Origin of the sequence: Caballeronia zhejiangensis (assembly GCF_022879815.1) — a bacterium.
Taxonomy (GTDB): Bacteria; Pseudomonadota; Gammaproteobacteria; order Burkholderiales; family Burkholderiaceae; genus Caballeronia; species Caballeronia zhejiangensis.
Map to the genome: position 1 here is coordinate 882,038 of NZ_CP084285.1, position 17,314 is coordinate 899,351.

Here is a 17,314-nt window from a genome sequence, read left to right on the forward strand (position 1 = left end):
GAGGTCTCAGACCTGAGCGATGCCGCCGTCGACGAAGAATTCCGCGCCCGCGACGAAGCTCGATTCATCGGATCCGAGGAACAGCACGACCTTCGCGACTTCGTCCGGATCGCCGACGCGTCCGAGCGGCACGTTCGACGCCATGTAGTCGAGCAGGCCTTGCTGCTGCGCCTGATCGGGGCCGGCCAGCTCGACGAGACCAGGCGTTTTCACCGGCCCCGGGCTGACGACGTTCACGCGAATTCCGCGATCCTTCAGGTCCAGCGTCCAGCTACGCGCGAGGTTGCGCACGGCCGCCTTCGACGCGCTATAGACGCTGAACGCGGCGGTGCCCACGCTGCCCGCCGTCGACCCGGTCAGGATCACCGATGCGCCGTCGCGCAGCAGCGGAAGCGCCTTCTGAACGGTGAAGATCGTGCCCTTCACGTTGCGCCCGAACGTGTCTTCGTAGTGCTCTTCGGTGATCGCGCCGAGCGGCAGCATCGAGCCGCCGCCGGCGTTGGCGAACAGCACGTCGATGTGCGAATGCTTCTGCTGAACGGCATCGTAGACGCGGTCGATATCCGCGAGGTTCGACATGTCCGCGCGGATGCCGACGACGCGGCCCTTCATCGACTCGACAGCCGCGTCGAGCTCCTTCTGACGACGGCCGGTGATGAACACCGACGCGCCTTCCGCCGCGAAACGCGCCGCCGTTGCATAGCCGATTCCGCTGGTGCCGCCCGTCACGACCACGACCTTGTTTTCGAATTTGCCAGTCATTTGAGTTCTCCGTTGGTTTCGCGTCGCACGTTGCGTCGCGTTGAAGACATCATGCCGATGAGACAATCGGCGCGGTAGACTGCGAAACTGGGTTTGATAGTTCCAAAAATGGGTCAATCGAGGCAATCGGCATGGCGGACATCAACGATTACGTTCTATTTGCGGAAGTCGTCGGGCATGGAGGCTTCGCGGCGGCGAGCCGCGTCCTGCGCACGCCTAAATCGACGATCAGCCGACGCATCGCCGGGCTCGAAGCGCGGCTCGGCGTGCGCCTGATCGAACGTTCGACGCGCCGCTTTCGCGTGACCGACGTCGGACAGGCGTTCTACGAGCGTTGCCGGACGATCGTGCTCGACGTGCAGCAAGCCGATTCGGTCGTCTCCGAAGCGCTCAGCGAACCGCGCGGCGTGATCCGCTGCAGTTGTCCGCTCGGTCTCATGCCGACTTTGTCGAAGGCATACAACACGTTTCTGACGCGCTTTCCGAAGGCGCGCTTGCAGGTGATCGCCGTGGATCGTCCCGTCGATCTGATCGAGGAACGCATCGACATTGCCATTCGCGTGCGCGTCAGGCTGGACACGGACGCGTCGTTGATCGTGCGGACGCTGGGGCATTCGAGCCGCATTCTGGTGGCCGCGCCCGTCGTCGCGTCGCTTTGCACGAGCGGCGACATTGCGGTGTTATCGACATTGCCGACGCTCGCGACCACCGATCAGATGGGCGAGATCGAATGGCAATTCACCGGACCGGATGGCGCGTCGCATACGATCCGCAGCGAGCCGCGCATGACGTGCGTGGACTATATCTCACTGCGCGATGCGACGATGGCTGGGCTCGGCGTCGCCTTGCTGCCGGATCACGTTTGTCGCGAGCAGGTCGCGAGCGGCGAGCTCGTGCATGTATTTCCGTCGTGGAAAACCGAAACCGGGATCGTCCACCTCGTCTTCACGACCCGTCGCGGGCTGCCGCCTGTCGTCCGCGCGTTCATCGATCATGTGGCGTCCATCTTTCAGCTTTGAATCTCGCTCACGGAATGCGATAGCTGCCGGTCTTCTTGCCGACGTAGTTATATGTCCCTTTGTCCGAGGGCAGGGCGACGACTTGCTGCCAGTCGAACTGACCTTCGATGCCCTTGTATTTTCCCGTGCCCGAGCCGATCGTTCCCTTGCCCTTGGGCGTGCCGCCCTGATACGTGTAGGACTCGATGAACTTGTCGCCGTCCTTGTCCGAATAGACGCAATATCCGGTCGCCGTGCCCGCGCTGAAGCCAGCTTCGACGCAGCGCGCGGTGACGTTTTGCATCAGCGGCGATTTGTTGTTCGTCATCAGGAGCGTGGATTCGAAGAGATACACGGCGTCATCGCCGCTCACGCTGATATTGCGCACATCCGCGCCGGATGCGGTGTACGTGGCTTCGATATTGCCTTGCTTCGGAAGCGTCTGCGCCCAAGCGGCGGATGCGCCTGCCATCAGGCTCAGAACCGGCAACGCAAGGAGTTTCGTTGAACAGGGGAAACGGGTCATGATCAACCTCCAAAATTTTCTTCAGAACATATGGTTCGAGTTCCTAACTAATTCGAGCGAGCTTCGTCGCGGACGGATGCCTTTCGGACGGCGCTTGCACATCCCGTTATAGAAGTTTCAATCTGAAAGGTCCAGCGATTCGTCCGCACCGCTCTGGACGTTCGCGATGAAGCACGAACGTACGCGTTCCGCGCTACGCCGCCCGGCGGCTATGACAAAATCGGCCTCATGAGGCCTCCTTCCCCAACCGTTCCCATCTCGGTCGTCAACGGCTTCCTTTCGGGCGCCGACCGCGCCGCGGTCATCCGGCTCGCGGAACATTCCGGCATTCCGCACGAATTACTCGGCATGCCAGCCGCGCGCGTCACACAGGAGCAGTTTTCGACGCTTTATCGCCTGCTTGCGATGGAACTTGACGACGAGATGCCGGGAATCTTCGCGCGTCCGCTGCGCAACGGCACGCTCAAATTTCTGTGTTTGAGCCTGCTCGACGCGCCGCGTCTGGAGGTCGCGCTGCATCGCTTCGGGCAGTTCTTCCATCTGGTGCTCGATGAATTCCAGCTCGTGTCGCGCCGCGAGGGACCGTATGCGACCGTCGAATTCGTCGCGAATCCCGCTGGACCGCCCGCGAGCGCGCTCGCGCGGGAACTCGTGCTGAAGCTCGTGCACGGCGTCGCGTCGTGGCTGATCCGCGCGAAGATTCCACTCATCGAAGCGGCGTTCGAATTCATGCGGCCCGCGCAGTCCGGCGATCTGCTGTACCTGTTTCCGGGGCCGGTGCGTTTCGGCCGCGACCGCACGCTCATCGCGTTCGATGCGCGCTATCTCGACCGCCCGATCCGTCAGCGCAAATCCGATCTCGACGCGTTTCTTCAGCGCGCGCCGGAGGACTGGATTTTCGTGTCGTTCACGGAAGAGATGGTGTGTCATCGCGTGCGGCAGTGCATCGCGACGGGCCTGCCGTCGACGCCGACCGTCGATGCCGTCGCGCAGCAGTTGCACTATTCGATGCGCACGCTCTGCCGACGTCTCGAAGCCGAGGGCACGACCTTTCAGGCGATCAAGGACGAAGTGCGCCGCGACATCGCGATCCAGCGTCTCACCCGTTCGAACGATGCCATCGCGGCCATTGCATACGACGTCGGCTTCGATAATCCGACCGCGTTTCATCGCGCGTTCCGTCACTGGACCGGCAGCACGCCCGCGGCGTACCGGCAAAGAAAAGGCGAGTGACGCGCCCAAAAGCGGCCGGCGCGTTTGGCAGATTTTGTCAGTGAAAGGGCAGATTCCGGTAGCTAAGGATTTCGGCGGCGTTGATACCATGCATCGCAACACATCAACGTTTGTTTGCCACAGCGCGCGTTTCGTCGAAAGGCTGTGGGCCCAGGAGTCATCGATGAATTACACGCCGCCCGTCAAGGAAATGATGTTTGTCATGGAAGAGCTGGCAGATATTGCAAGCATCAGCCAGCTTCCCGGACTTGCCGATTCGAACGCGGACACAGCGCTTGCCATTCTCGACGAAGGCGCGAAACTCGCCGCCGAAGTCATCGCGCCGCTGAATGCGCGCGGCGACCAGCAGCCGAGCGAGTGGCGCGACGGCGAAGTGACGGCGACGCCCGGTTTCGCCGATGCCTTCCGTCGATACACGGAAGGCGGCTGGCAAGGCATCAGCCATCCGGCCGAATTCGGCGGACAGGGGCTCGCGAAACTGATCGCGTCGCCGTGCATCGAAATGCTGAACGCGTCGAACCTTTCCTTCGCGCTGTGCCCGCTGCTCACCGATGGCGCCATCGAAGCGTTGCTGCTCGCGGGCTCGGACGAACTGAAGGCGCGCTATCTGCCGAAGCTGATCGAAGGCGTCTGGACCGGCACGATGAATCTGACCGAGCCGCAAGCCGGCTCCGATCTCGCGCTCGTGCGTTCGCGCGCCGAACGGCAGGGCGACGGCACCTACAAGGTGTTCGGCACCAAGATTTTCATCACCTGGGGCGAGCACGACATGGCCGAGAACATCGTCCATCTCGTGCTGGCGCGCACGCCGGACGCGCCCGAAGGCGTGAAAGGCATCTCGCTGTTCGTCGTGCCGAAGTTCCTCGTCAACGACGACGGCAGCCTCGGCGCGCGCAACGACGTGCATTGCGTGTCGATCGAGCACAAGCTCGGCATCAAGGCGAGCCCGACCGCCGTGCTCCAGTACGGCGATAACGGCGGCGCGACCGGCTATCTCGTCGGCGAAGAGAATCGCGGCCTCGAATACATGTTCGTGATGATGAACGCGGCGCGCTTCGGCGTCGGTTTGCAGGGCATCGCGCTGTCCGACGCCGCTTATCAGAAGGCCGCCGACTATGCGAAGGAACGCGTGCAGAGCCGTCCCGTCGATGGTTCGAGCGCGGGTTCCGTCGCGATCATCCGTCATCCCGACGTGCGGCGCATGCTCGGCACGATGCGCGCGATGACCGAAGGCGCGCGTGCGCTCGCCTACGTCGCGGCCGCGCACGCGGATATCGCCCATCATCACGACGACGCCGACACGCGCGCCCGCCATCTCGCGCTCAACGAATTCCTCGTGCCGGTCGTGAAAGGCTGGAGCACCGAAATGGCAAACGACGTGACGAGCCTCGGCGTTCAGGTTCACGGCGGCATGGGTTTCATCGAGGAGACCGGCGCGGCGCAGCTCTATCGCGACGCGCGCATCCTCGCGATCTACGAAGGCACGACGGCGATTCAGGCGAACGATCTCGTCGGCCGCAAGACGCTGCGCGATCGCGGCGCGACGGCGCAGGTGCTGCTCGCGCAGATCGACGAGACGCTCGACGCTCTGAAATCCGTCGATGCCGGCGATGCCGCGCGCGTTTTCGATTCGATGCATCGCCGTCTCGCCGATGGCCGCGACGCGCTCGCGAACGTCGTCGCCTACGTGCTCGAATCCGCGAAGCGCGATCCGAACGCGGTGTTCGCGGGCAGCGTGCTGTATCTGAAGCTCGCGGGCATCGTGTTGTCGGGCTGGCAGATGGCGCGCGCGCTGCTCGTCGCGCAAGCCAGACGGGCCGACGATCCGGCGTTCCACGGCGCGAAGATCGCGACCGCGCACTGCTTCTCCGAATACGTGCTGACGCAGGCGCGCGCGCTGGAAACCGCGATCGTCTCGGCGCACGGCGACGATCCGCTGTTCACATTGAGCGAGGCGCAATTCTGACGCCTGCGCGCGAAATCAACAGGAGCGATGCAATGCGTGAAGTAGTGGTGGCAAGCGGCGTGCGAACTGCGATCGGCGACTTCGGCGGCAGCCTGAAGGATTTCTCTCCGACGCAACTCGGCGCGATGATCGTGCGCGAAACGCTTCAGCGCGCGAACGTCGCGGGCGACGACGTCGGTCACGTCGTCTTCGGCAATGTCGTGCATACGGAACCGAAGGACATGTATCTCGCGCGCGTCGCGGCGATCGACGGCGGCGTCGCGCAGCACGTTCCGGCGCTGACGGTGAACCGGCTGTGCGGATCGGGCTTGCAGGCCATCGTATCGGCTGCGCAGACGATCATGCTCGGCGACGCGGACATCGCGATCGGCGGCGGCGCGGAATCCATGAGCCGCGCGCTGTACGCGTTGCCGGGCGCGCGCTTCGGGCAGCGCATGGGCGACGGCAAGCTCGTCGACATGATGCTCGGCGCGCTGCACGATCCCTTTCAGACAATCCACATGGGCGTGACGGCGGAAAACGTCGCGCGCAAATACGGCATTTCCCGCGAGGCGCAGGATGCGCTCGCGCTCGAATCGCATCGCCGTGCGGCGCGTGCGATCGCGGAAGGCCGTTTCGGCGAGCAGATTCTGCCGATCACCGTGCGCGCGAAAAAAGGCGATGCCGTCTTCGACACCGACGAGCACGTCCGCCACGACGCGCGCCCGAGCGACTTCGAAAGCCTGAAGGCCGTGTTCGTCAAGGAGAACGGCACGGTGACGGCCGGCAACGCATCGGGCATCAACGACGCGGCGGCGGCCGTGCTGCTGATGGAGCGTGGCGAAGCCGAGCGGCGCGGCGCGAAACCGCTCGCGCGGCTCGTGTCCTACGCGCACGCGGGCGTCGATCCGGCGTATATGGGCATCGGTCCCGTGCCCGCGACGCGCAAGGCGCTGGAACGGGCGGGTCTGTCCGTCGATCAGCTCGATGTCGTCGAGGCCAACGAAGCGTTCGCCGCGCAGGCGTGCGCGGTGACGAACGAGCTCGGACTCGATCCGCGCAAGGTGAATCCGAACGGTTCGGGCATTTCGCTCGGGCATCCGGTCGGCGCGACGGGCGCGCTCATCACGGTGAAGGCGCTTTATGAACTGAAGCGCATCGGCGGGCGTTACGCGCTCGTCACGATGTGCATCGGCGGCGGTCAGGGCATCGCGGCGATCTTCGAAAATCTTCAGTGAATCAGCCGAACGCGGGGACGACCTGCAGGAGCGGCTCGGGCTTCACCGCGATCTCGCCGGAGAATGGGCGGTCGTGCGAGAGAATCAGCAGCATGGTCGTCGCGAGACTCGCGCAGAAGAGCCCGATCGCGACGGCCGATGTCAGCCGGTTTTCGCCATGAACGAGCGCGATCGCGAAGACGAGACACACGGCGAGAAAGCCGAGGCACAGCCATTTGATGCCGCTGACTTCGGACCGGCTCACCAGAATGCGCTCGCGGCGCGCTTCGAGCGCCCGTTCCAGCGATACCGCTACCTGCCGCTGCGCGGTCTGCTGTCCGGGGGTTATCGCGGGCAGGGCGAGCGCGAACTGAAGCGCCTTGTTCAGCGTCGGCGGACTGATTTTCAGCGTGACCGCGCCTTGCGCCATCATCGGCCATTCCGTATTGACGGTGTATTCGATGTATTCGCGGATCAGCTTGCGCAACTGGATCTGCGCGTCTGGCGGAAAAGCGGCGGACAGCACGACGACGGATCGCAGCGCGCCGGCTTCGGCATCGACGGCGCCGTTGGCGCGCGCGGTGTCGTTCCAGACCTGCGCGGCGGTGAACGCGATGAGCAAGCCGAAGATGACGCCGATCGGCGAAAGCAGGCCCGGCGAAAGCGTCGTGAAGGCGCGCCGATGCGCGCTGGCCGCGAGCCGGCCCGTTACGAAGTGGATCGCCGCCCCCGCGACGCCCGTCGCGCCGAATACCACGAGCGTCATCTGCCAAAGCGGAAGGTTATGCAACCAGGTGCTCGTCATCGGATGCGCTCCGTGGACCCGAACGGAGCACATTAAATCACAGTCGATGGGGGGCTTCGAAGGTGCCCGTGCGCATTTCGCCGCTGGGCTGATAGCGGGTGATAGCCGCTTCCGAACGTCAGCACATTCGCGGCGCGCGGAAATCGACGCGGCGGTGAGTGCGGGCCACGCGCTAGCGAATTTTCTGTTGGCGGTCGAGTTCGCCGAGGTTCGCGAAGAATTCGTCGCCGTCGACGTGGTCAGCGCGATCGATTTGCGTATGCCCGATGGCAAGGATATCCAAGAGCGCGTTCGTTATTTGCGCGGTCGCGCCGCTTTGCGCCGCTTCGCTCTCAAGATTGATCGTCGGTTTCATGGGGTCGGCTATGTTCACGGTCAATTCAGTCAAGGAATGAACAACCGAATCTCGACCATATTCAGTCCCGCAGCAACGCGATTCCGCCCAAAATCGCCCCACTCACCGCCCGAGCCCGCTCGCCGCGATCTGCTGCTCGACATACTGCGCGAAGAGCGCGTGCATGCGCGTCGTCGGATGCAGTTCGTCGGCGAACATGTACGTCTGGTCCGCGTTCGACGTCACGTAGGTCGCCGGCGAGCACAGCAGCGACGTATCGTGCGGCGTCTTCGACGGATCGCACGCCTGCGCCGTGTTCGACACGGTGAATCCGTTGGCCTGATAGTTCGCGATGGTCTGCGTCGTCCACGTATAGGAATCGACGACGATGACCTTGCCTTGCAGCCCGTTCGTCTGCAACGCCGAGGTCAGCGTCGCATTGAAAAGCTGCGACAGTTGCGTGAGGTTGCCGCCGCCATCGGACTGGCGGAGGCCATCGGGCGAGAGTCCGATATTCGGCACGTTCACCACCACCACATGCGTGGCTCCGCTCTGCACGATCTTGCCGACGAGTTGCGCGAGCGTCGTCGCGGCGGTCTGCACGGTCGTGTTGGCGGCGGGCGGCGTGCCCGCGCGCAGAACATCGTTCGCGCCGGCCCAAACGAGCACGAGCTGATTCGAATTGAAACTTCCGTGCGACGACAGATAGCTCGAAATCTGCTGATTGACCGGCATTTCGATATCGCCGATCACATCGGTCAGGAACTGGTTCTGATCGGCCGGCGTGGCGACCGTGGAACCGCCTTGCGCGTAGCCCAAACCGCTTTGCGGCTTCAACTCGTGTCCGAGGTCGATCGTGAATGCCGCCGTCAGCGTGTCGCCGTAATACTGCGCGACATTCTGCGTCCAGACCTGGCCCGGATTGGTCGTGAAGCGCCCGCCTTTGACCGCGCTCGCGATGGGCGCGTACGTGCCGACATCCGACAAGCTGTCGCCGAACGCGACGACCTGCAGCTTCACGCCGCCCGCCGGCGCGGACGGACTCGTTCCGCCCGAGTCGCTATCGCTGCCGCTGCCGCCGCCGCATGAGGTAAGCAGTGCAATCAGCACGGCAGAAATTGCGCGGCGAATGCCGGGCGTGATTCCGATCTGGCGCATCGCTCCTCCGTCTCATCCTTGTCCGGGGCGGCTTCGCGCGCGTCGACGGAATGTCGTCCGGCGAGGAAGAACTCGCGGCTCCGGGTATCGATGGCAACGTCAAGCAAGAAAGATGCGCTTCCCACTCCAGCGTCAGTAACCCGCTTATTCCGTCCCGCAGTCGTTGCAGGTGTTGTCGATGTACCTCGCCGGTTTGCCGTGCGTGGGCGGGCTGATCTGCATATAGCCGCCATCCAGGATGTTGTGACGCACGACGTTCCCGCTATAGTCGACGCCGCCTTCGCCATTCGCCCCGCCCGTGATGTTGCCCCCGTTGACCATGCGGTTGCATTCGAGCACGTTGCCGCCGGTGTCCTGCGTGGCGTCGTTGTTCTCGGGGCCCATGCGGCAGTTGTCGGCGAGGTTATAGGCCACGCGCCCGTTCACCGAGCCGACGAGCGCGATGCCGTACAGCGGGCAGTTGGCGAACGAGTTGAACATCAGCACGGCGCCGGTGCCGCCGCCCTGGCCTTCGGTCTGGAACATAGACTGGCCGAAGAAATCGCGGAAGCTGTTGCCCGCGAGGACGAAGTTGTCGACCGCGCCATTGGTCTGGACGGGAATGTCGTATTCGCCGGGGCGATCCCATTCGCGGATACGCGTCGGATTCGCGCCCACGAAGTTGCAGCCGACGAGACTGTTGCCCGTCGACGGCCCTTCGTAATTGAACATGTTGCCGTTGTTGCGGATCGTCTTCCTGAGCGTCACGCCCGGCTCGCACTGTAGATGCCGGTTGCTGGCCGTGACGACGACCGTGTGATTGAGCAGATACGTGCCGGCGGGCACCAGCACATCGCCGGCATCGATGGCGGCCTGGAACGCCTTGGTGTCGTCGGTCTTGCCGTCGCCGGCCGCGCCGAAATCCTTCGGGCTGCGCGGATCGACGAGCTTCGGCGGCGTGAACGACGTCAGCGGACAACTCGGCGTCGCCGGGACCGGCGAACTCGTGAGCGTGGCGCGATGCGCGCCGCCGTAGTTCTCGTTCCTCAGCCGATGCCACCAGCGCACGAAGGTTTGCCAGTTCAGCCGGTTCAGAACCCGGCCATCGTCCCAGACTGCGTAGACCGCCTGCACATGCTGCGTCACGCGTGGCGTGTTTATCGCGAGCACGGAAACAACAATCATTATTACAACAACCCAAATGGATTTCTTCATTTGCCTTCCGTACGCGCATTGAGATTCACGATGACGAGGCTCCGATGACGCCGCGCGCAGCCGCCACTCTCGCACGTTATGAACGTGGACTTCTGCACGGTAGCGCACCCGGCAAGCGCGCAAACTGCCCGGGCGTGCCAGCATGACCGTGCAGAATCGCGGGGTTCGCGCATGGCATCGGCGCGCGCCGTGCTGTGGCGAACAGTTCGCGCATGCCGTTTGATGCACTCTCCCCCGGTGCGCAAGCAAGCATCCGTCTTGCGCGGATCGAGGTCAATTTGCCGGAGGGAGAGTGCTGACCGCAACAGTGCAATCGCTAAGAGAACGTCTGCTCGGGGTTCATCAGGATCACAAGCGCATCGCGAGGAGCGCCTTCGTCCTGCTGCTGTTCGTTCTTGCCGGGAAGCTGATCGGCGCATCGAAGGAAATGGCGATCGCGTATCGATACGGCGTCAGCGGCACCGTCGATGCCTATCAGCTCGCGCTCACGATCATCACCTGGCTGCCCGCGACGATCACGAATCAGTTGAGCGTGCTGCTCGTGCCCGCGCTCGTCGCGCTCAGGAACGACAAGCACCGGCAGAACCAGCTTCTCAGCGAGCTCGAGGGCGCGGGGCTTGCCATCGGCATCGTGGTATCGCTGCTGCTGTATTTTTTGTGGCCGCACATGGTCGGTCTCTTCGCCGGAACGCTCTCCGAATCGACGCGCGAAATGTGCCGGCAGATGGTCGTCGGGATGACGCCGGTCGGCGTGCTGGCCTTCACGATCTGCATTTCGGCGGCGCGGCTCCAGGCATCCGAAAGGCACATCAACACGCTGCTGGAATGCGTGCCGGCCATCGCGCTGCTGGTGTTCGTGCTGAGCGCGCGCAACAACACGTCGATCATGCCGCTCATCGTCGGCACGACGATCGGCATCGTGATTCAGGCCGTGTGGCTGCGCATCCTCGCCCGGCGCGCCGATGGCGTGCCCGCGCGCCCGCGTCTCTCCGTGCGCGCGCCGCATTGGCCGGGCATGACGCGCTCGCTCGGCATGTTGCTGATCGGCTCGGTGGTGGCGAACCTGTGGCTTCCCGTCGATCAATACTTCATGGCGCATATGGGCGATGGCGCCATCGCGACGCTCGGCTACGCGAACCGGCTGCTGTCGCTGCTCGTGAGCATGGGCGCGATCGCGATCAGTCGGGCGACCTTGCCGATTCTTTCGGAAATCCTGCATCGCGGCGATCACGCGCGGGCGCGCAGCACGGCGCGCAAATGGTCGTTCGTGATGCTGGGCGTGGGAACGGTCGGCGCGATGATCGCCTATGCGCTTGCGCCGTACGCGATCAAGCTGCTGTTCCAGAAGGGCGCGTTCACGAGCGAGGACACGATCGCGGTCACGAGCCTGTTCCGCTGCGGGCTTTCGCAGATTCCGTTTTCGTTCGGGATGTGCGTGCTCATTCAGTCGTTCGCGAGCGAGGCGCGCTACAAGGCGATCACGGTCATTTCCGTGCTGGGATTCGCGACCAAGCTAGCGGCCACGGCGATTCTGATCCGCTTTTTCGGATCGCAGGGCGTGCTGCTCGGGACCGGCGTGGGCGCGGCGAGCGTCTTCATCTGCTACTTCTTCCTCACCAGCTTCGCGCCGACCGCTACCGCACCGCGTTCCGATAGCCAGTGATTCATCGGCAGTCAGCCGCTCCGTTCGCGCGAGCGGCTGACCCGCTGGCAAGTCCTACGCGCCCCGCACCATCACGCCATGACCGCGACGCTGCATTTCGGTGTCGTCCTCGGCGCTGTAGTCGCGGTCGAGCGCGGCAGCCGCCGCATACACGCCCGGTTCCTCGATGACGCCCGCATGGTTGCCCGGCACTTCCGCGACCGTCAGCCCACGGCGCGCAATCTTGCGCCAGAGCGGCAGCGGATCGCCCCGGTCTTCCTCGCGCGACGCGGCCCGTACGTAGACGATCGGGCCGCCTTCGTACGGCTTCGGCCGATAGTTGTTCATCGCGGCGCGGAACGTGTCGCGCATGCGCCGCAAAACCGGCGGCATCGGATCGGCGGATGCGACTTGCGCCGGCGTCTGCGGCACGCGGCCGAGGCGCATCGCCAGCTTGTTCCCGGCGGCCGACAACTTCGCGCCCGCAAAACCGACGCGTTCGCGCGGCGACATCCGCGCGAGCGTCTTCCATAGACGGCTCGCGTAATCGCGGCGGAATTCGAGCAGCGCGAACCACGGCAGCCAGCGTTCCTGCACGTAGGTGTCGAGCAGACACACGAACTCTGTCTGCTCGCCTGCGCCGAACAACTGCTGCGCGATTTCGAGCGCGACCAGTCCGCCGAACGAGAATCCGGCGAGCGCATACGGGCCGTTCGGCTGAACCTTGCGAATCTGCTCGACGTAAGTCTTCGCCATGTCCTCGACGCGGCGTTGCGGCGCCGTCTCGCCATCGAGCCCGAGCGCCTGAAGGCCGTACACCGGGCGCTCCTTGCGCATATTGCCGATCAGGCGCGTGCATTCGAGCACCGATCCCGTCACGCTATGCACGAGGAAGAGCGGGACGCCTTCGCCTTCGCGCATCGGCACGAGCACTTCCGATGTCTGCGGCAGCGCGCCGTTGTCGATGACATCGGCGAGCTTCGCGATGGTCGGCGCGCGCAACATCGTCGAGAGCGGGATTGGCCGTCCGATGATCGGTTGCAGTTCCGCCAGCAGACGCGCCGCAAGCAGCGAATGTCCGCCGAGTTCGAAGAAATTGTCGTCGCGAGCGATCGGGGCGAACGCGAAGAGTTGCTCCCATTTCGTCTGCAACAGCCGCTCCAGTTCCTCGCGCGTCGCGTAGCTCTGCGGCACGTCGCCGGATCGCGGCTGCAACGCGGGATGATGACGGATCGCATCGAGCGATGCCGGATTGCGCAGCGCGGCGGCGTTGGTCACATCGAGCCCGTTGACGGCATTGCGCACTGCGGCTTCCGTCAGCTTGCCGCTATGCGTGACCGGCAGATCGTCGACGGCCGCGATCACGTCGGGGACATGGGCGGCGGACGTGCGGCTCACGAGATCGCGCCGGATGCGCGCGATCAGCGTGCCGGTGAGCCGCGCGCCGGCTTTCAGCGTCACGAGCAGCACGAGCCGTTCGCCGACCGGATTGCCGGGCGCATCGGCATCGGCATCGGCGGCGCGCACGCGCTGCTGAACGACGATGCCCTCCCGAATCTCGGGAATGTCGTTGAGCACGCGATAGATCTCGCCCGGCCCGACATTGATGCCGCGCACGACGAGCACGCCGTCGCTGCGTCCGTGCAGACGCGCCGTGCCTTCCGGCGGAAACTCGATCTGATCGCCGTGCGTCCACACGCCCGCATTGGCGCTGAAATACGCCTTGTGAAAGCGCTCGCCGTCCGGATCGTTGAGAAATCCGAGCGGGCGCGACGGGAACGGGTTCACGCACACCAGATCGCCGACGCCTTGCGTGCGCGCGCCGTCGCGCCACGCCTGCACATCGAACGCGAGGCTCTTGCATTGCGCCTCGCCCGCATAAACCGGCAGGTCCGGGTTGCCGAGCACGAAGCAGCCGAGGATGTCGGTGCCGCCGGAAATCGACTGCAATCGCAGCGGCTTCACGTTGTCGCGGACCCATTCGAACTGCGCGTCGAAGAGGATCGCGCCGGTGGACATCATCGCGTGAAGGCCGCCCAGATCGAATTCGCGCGACGGCACGAGCCCGGCGTCCTCGCACATCTTCAGATACGCGGGACTCGTGCCGAACACGTTGACGCGTTCTTCGGCGACGAGCCGCCACAACGTATCGACCGATGCGATCGGCCCGTCATAGGTAACGATTTCGACGCCCGACGCGAGCGCCGACAACTGCCAGTTCCACATCATCCACGCGCAACTCGTGTGGAAGAACATGCGGTCGCCCGGCCGGAGATCGCAATGCAGCCGATGCTCCTTCAGATGCTCGATGAGGCTGCCGCCCGCGCCGTGCACGATGCATTTGGGCTTGCCGGTCGTGCCGGACGAGAACATCACGAAGAGCGGGTGATTGAAGTTAAAGCGCTTCCATTCGACCCGCGCCGGATCGCCGGCCGCGAGCAGCGCGTCCAGCGAGTTGACGGGCGGCGCGGCGTGCACGGCCGACGGATCGCCATCGAGACTGACGATGCCCGCAAGCGTTGGGAGCGCGTCGGCGAGCATCGATATCTTCTTGTCGAGCGGCGTGCCGGTGTCGAACGGCTTGGCGGCGGTATGCGCGAACAGGAAGCGCGGTTCGAGTTGCGTGAAGCGGTCGAGCAGCGTTTCGATGCCCATTTCCGGCGCGGCGGTGGACAGCGTCGCGCCGATCGCGGTCACGGCGAGCGCGGTGACGATCGCATCGGCGTCGTTGCGCATCACGCCCGCGACGCGGTCGCCTTCGCGCAGGCCGAGTTGCGTGAGCGCGTCGGCGAGACGAGCCACGCGCGCACGCAATTCGCCGCGCGTAAAGCGCACGCGGCGGCCATCGGCGTGACAGGCGGTGAGCGCGGGCGAATCCGCGGGCGCAATCGAGAAGCCGAGCAGATTCTCAGCGTAATTGAGCGTGACGTCGGGAAAGAACCGCGCGTGTTCGCAACTATCGCCGACGCATACCGGCTCGGCTTTGCCCGACCACGTCAATCCCGGCGTCCATTGCAGAAAGGACTTCCAGAAGCCGCGGTAATCGCGGATCGAGAAGTCGTGTAACTCGCTAAAGTCTTTTAATGGCTGGCCGGATTGCGCTCGCAGCGCCGCGGTGAATGCGGATATCTGCGATGGTGTGGTTTGGACGGTTTCCTGGACAAAAATCGGCAGACGCGACCTCGCCTCGCCGGGCGATTCCGAACGATCCATGAAGTGGCTCCCTCAGCAGTTATGGCAATACCTTTGGGCACTCGGTTTGCCTTCTTTTTTTAAATCTCTGGATTGTCTGCGGCGCTTTTTCGCGCTCTCGAATAGGTCCGATTCCGGCGGACATGTGCCATCGACGATTAAGCGTATCCAGACAGATCGCCCGGTAATGTGCGGAGAGAAACACAAGTCGTTCGCTGATTAATGAAGCGCGTTGGGAGTCGGTAGGAATGACGCGAATCGTCGGCTGGTCATGCCATATTATTTAATCAGGGGCTGAAGAGTTAATTCGCGACCTCGCGCGACCGAAACAATGCGATTTGCGATGCGTGAATTCGACACGCTTATAAACATCGAATAACCGGTATGCGTGGCATTCCTAATTGGAAAGATTATGAAAGATTCGTGATGCTATTCGTCAGGCCGCCGTAAGTGTGTGCGGTTCCTGCTGCTCTAAGATGATGCACGCAACGATATTTCCAGCACGGACAATAAGCGTCGTGCATCATGTCATGTCGCCTGAAAAAATACTCCGAACGCAACATGCATTTTCCGGCAAGAAGAAAGTTCATTGCCCTCGCGCTGGCGGCATGCGTGGGCGGCGTCATAGCGGCGCGCGCGCTCGAACACGATAGCGAACGAGCCGACGGTATCGCGTACGGCACGGATCCGCGCGAGCGGCTCGACGTCTATGCACCCGATTCGGGCACGCCGGGGAATCGCCCGGTCGTCGTGTATTTCTACGGCGGAGGCTGGCAAAGCGGCCATCGCAAGGACTCGCGCAATATTGCCGAGGCGCTCGCCGCGCACGGCATCGTGACCGTCGCGCCGGATTACCGCATTTATCCGCAAGCCGTTTTCCCCGGCTTTCTCGATGACGCCGCCGCCGCCGTGCGCTGGGCACGCGATCACGCGCACGAATACGGCGGCGATCCCAATCGCATCTTTCTGATGGGGCATTCCTCCGGCGCGCACTTGGCCTCGATGCTCGCAACCGATCCGCGCTATCTCGCCACGCAAGGCATCGCGAATACTTCGCTGCGCGGGATGATCGGACTCGCCGGCCCCTACGCCGCGATCCCGACGAGCGATCCCCACATGGACGAGATCTTTCCGGCGGCGTTGCGCGCGGGTGCGTTGCCGATCGCGTTCATATCGGGAGACGAACCGCCGATGCTGCTCGCCGCAGGCACGGCCGACACCGATGTCGATCCGCGCAACAGCGATCGCTTCGCGGAAGCGCTGCGCGCGCATCATGACGCTGTCGTGCTGAAGAAATACGCGGGATACGGCCACGACACGATCATCGACACGTTCTCGGCGTCGCGCCGCAAGGATTCGCCCGTTCTCGCCGACGTCGTCGCGTTCATCGGCGCGCATTGAACGAGGCCGCGTCGGTTCGCCGCACGCGTGCTCCGGTGGATTGCTTGATGCAAGTCAATCGAGGATCGCGCAGCGCTCCTTAGAGTGATTCAGGACGCGTATGCGCGACCTTATTCATCGACCTCCGGAGCACATGATGCAAGCACGCGATGTAATGACTTCCCCTGTCGTTTCCGTCACGCCCGAAACGAGAGTGCATGACCTGGCGCGGCTCCTGGTGCAGCACCGCATCAGCGCTGCGCCCGTCGTCGATCAGGATGAGCGCGTCGTCGGCATGATCAGCGAAGGCGATCTGCTTCATCGCGAGGAAATCGGCACCGAGAAACGCAACCGCCGCTCGTGGTGGCTCGACATGCTCGGCTCCGATGGCGGCGCGGCCGACTACATCAAGTCGCATGCCCCGACGGTCGGCGAGATCATGACGCGCGAACCCATCTGCGTCAAAGAGGACACGTCGCTGGCCGATATCGCCGCGGTGCTCGAAAGCCATCACATCAAGCGCGTGCCGGTGCTGCGCGATGGCCGCCTCGTCGGCATCGTCAGCCGCTCGAATCTGGTGCAGGCGCTGGCGTCGGCGCTCGCCGTCGAAGCCGCGCCCGAGGCGCTCGCCAGCGATGCCGAAATCCGCGCCATGCTGATGGGCGATCTCGCTGGACGCGGCTGGGCGTTTCCGGGGCGCAATATCGTCGTGCGCGATGGCGTCGTGCATTTGTGGGGCACGGTGTGGTCGAGGGATCAGCTCGATGCCATGCGTATCGCGTCGCAAAGCATTCCGGGCGTGAAGCGCGTCGAGGATCACACGATTCCTTATCCGATCATGCCGGGGCTGTGAAAGTCCAAAGCCGATCAACGACAGGCGCGTCGCGGCGTAAGTCGTCTCGATCGGCCGATTTCTCCCACTATCCGG

14 protein-coding genes are annotated in these 17,314 nt (G+C 64.0%); 7 read left to right on the plus strand and 7 right to left on the minus strand.

Annotated elements, in window-relative coordinates; genetic code table 11:
• Window positions 1–6: 6 nt before the first annotated feature.
• Window positions 7–762 carry an SDR family NAD(P)-dependent oxidoreductase gene (locus tag LDZ23_RS25225; RefSeq protein WP_033536410.1) on the minus strand — a complete coding sequence of 252 codons (756 nt, stop codon included), beginning with the start codon at window positions 760–762 and terminating at the stop codon, window positions 7–9.
• 131 nt (window positions 763–893) lie between these two features.
• Here LDZ23_RS25225 and LDZ23_RS25230 point away from each other — a divergent pair, with 131 nt between their 5' ends.
• Complete coding sequence (locus LDZ23_RS25230; RefSeq protein ID WP_008347535.1) at window positions 894–1,781, plus strand: LysR substrate-binding domain-containing protein; 888 nt, start codon at window positions 894–896, stop codon at window positions 1,779–1,781.
• A 7-nt stretch (window positions 1,782–1,788) separates the two neighbouring features.
• On the opposite strand, the gene LDZ23_RS25235 is transcribed toward LDZ23_RS25230, so the two are convergent.
• On the minus strand, window positions 1,789–2,286 hold the full coding sequence (locus tag LDZ23_RS25235; RefSeq protein WP_051079011.1) for a hypothetical protein: 498 nt from the start codon (window positions 2,284–2,286) through the stop codon (window positions 1,789–1,791).
• A gap of 228 nt (window positions 2,287–2,514) precedes the next feature.
• On the opposite strand from LDZ23_RS25235, the gene LDZ23_RS25240 reads away from it, so the two are divergent.
• The 3 genes from LDZ23_RS25240 to bktB all read left to right on the plus strand — a co-directional run bounded on the left by LDZ23_RS25240 (window position 2,515) and on the right by bktB (window position 6,702).
• The gene (locus LDZ23_RS25240; protein ID WP_081851888.1) at window positions 2,515–3,519 is read left to right on the plus strand and encodes an AraC family transcriptional regulator; all 1,005 of its coding nucleotides are present in this window, start codon (window positions 2,515–2,517) and stop codon (window positions 3,517–3,519) included.
• A gap of 163 nt (window positions 3,520–3,682) precedes the next feature.
• On the plus strand, window positions 3,683–5,485 hold the full coding sequence (locus LDZ23_RS25245; RefSeq protein ID WP_008347544.1) for an acyl-CoA dehydrogenase: 1,803 nt from the start codon (window positions 3,683–3,685) through the stop codon (window positions 5,483–5,485).
• Window positions 5,486–5,517: 32 nt separating this feature from the next.
• Entirely contained in the window at window positions 5,518–6,702 is a 1,185-nt protein-coding gene (bktB, locus tag LDZ23_RS25250) for a beta-ketothiolase BktB (protein WP_008347546.1), read from the plus strand.
• A gap of 1 nt (window position 6,703) precedes the next feature.
• Here bktB and LDZ23_RS25255 read toward each other — a convergent pair whose 3' ends face one another.
• The 4 genes from LDZ23_RS25255 to LDZ23_RS25270 all read right to left on the minus strand — a co-directional run bounded on the left by LDZ23_RS25255 (window position 6,704) and on the right by LDZ23_RS25270 (window position 10,127).
• Complete coding sequence (locus LDZ23_RS25255) at window positions 6,704–7,486, minus strand: bestrophin-like domain (protein ID WP_008347548.1); 783 nt, start codon at window positions 7,484–7,486, stop codon at window positions 6,704–6,706.
• A 172-nt stretch (window positions 7,487–7,658) separates the two neighbouring features.
• Entirely contained in the window at window positions 7,659–7,943 is a 285-nt protein-coding gene (locus LDZ23_RS25260; RefSeq protein ID WP_241484894.1) for a prevent-host-death protein, read from the minus strand.
• Complete coding sequence (locus tag LDZ23_RS25265; RefSeq protein WP_008347551.1) at window positions 7,944–8,978, minus strand: SGNH/GDSL hydrolase family protein; 1,035 nt, start codon at window positions 8,976–8,978, stop codon at window positions 7,944–7,946.
• A 144-nt stretch (window positions 8,979–9,122) separates the two neighbouring features.
• On the minus strand, window positions 9,123–10,127 hold the full coding sequence (locus tag LDZ23_RS25270) for a glycosyl hydrolase family 28-related protein (RefSeq protein WP_244808254.1): 1,005 nt from the start codon (window positions 10,125–10,127) through the stop codon (window positions 9,123–9,125).
• Window positions 10,128–10,464: 337 nt separating this feature from the next.
• Here LDZ23_RS25270 and murJ point away from each other — a divergent pair, with 337 nt between their 5' ends.
• Window positions 10,465–11,835: a murein biosynthesis integral membrane protein MurJ gene (gene murJ, locus LDZ23_RS25275; protein WP_008347555.1), complete on the plus strand. Its 1,371-nt coding sequence runs from the start codon at window positions 10,465–10,467 to the stop codon at window positions 11,833–11,835.
• Window positions 11,836–11,889: 54 nt separating this feature from the next.
• Here murJ and LDZ23_RS25280 read toward each other — a convergent pair whose 3' ends face one another.
• Window positions 11,890–15,027, minus strand: coding sequence for an acetoacetate--CoA ligase (locus LDZ23_RS25280; RefSeq protein ID WP_008347558.1), 3,138 nt, complete (start codon window positions 15,025–15,027; stop codon window positions 11,890–11,892).
• Window positions 15,028–15,567: 540 nt separating this feature from the next.
• Between LDZ23_RS25280 and LDZ23_RS25285 the strand changes: the two genes are divergently transcribed.
• Together LDZ23_RS25285 and LDZ23_RS25290 are read left to right on the plus strand one after the other, a co-directional pair.
• Window positions 15,568–16,407 (plus strand): alpha/beta hydrolase, encoded by an 840-nt coding sequence (locus tag LDZ23_RS25285; RefSeq protein ID WP_033536427.1) that lies wholly within the window; start codon window positions 15,568–15,570, stop codon window positions 16,405–16,407.
• A gap of 136 nt (window positions 16,408–16,543) precedes the next feature.
• Complete coding sequence (locus tag LDZ23_RS25290; RefSeq protein WP_033536426.1) at window positions 16,544–17,239, plus strand: CBS domain-containing protein; 696 nt, start codon at window positions 16,544–16,546, stop codon at window positions 17,237–17,239.
• Window positions 17,240–17,314: the final 75 nt, after the last annotated feature.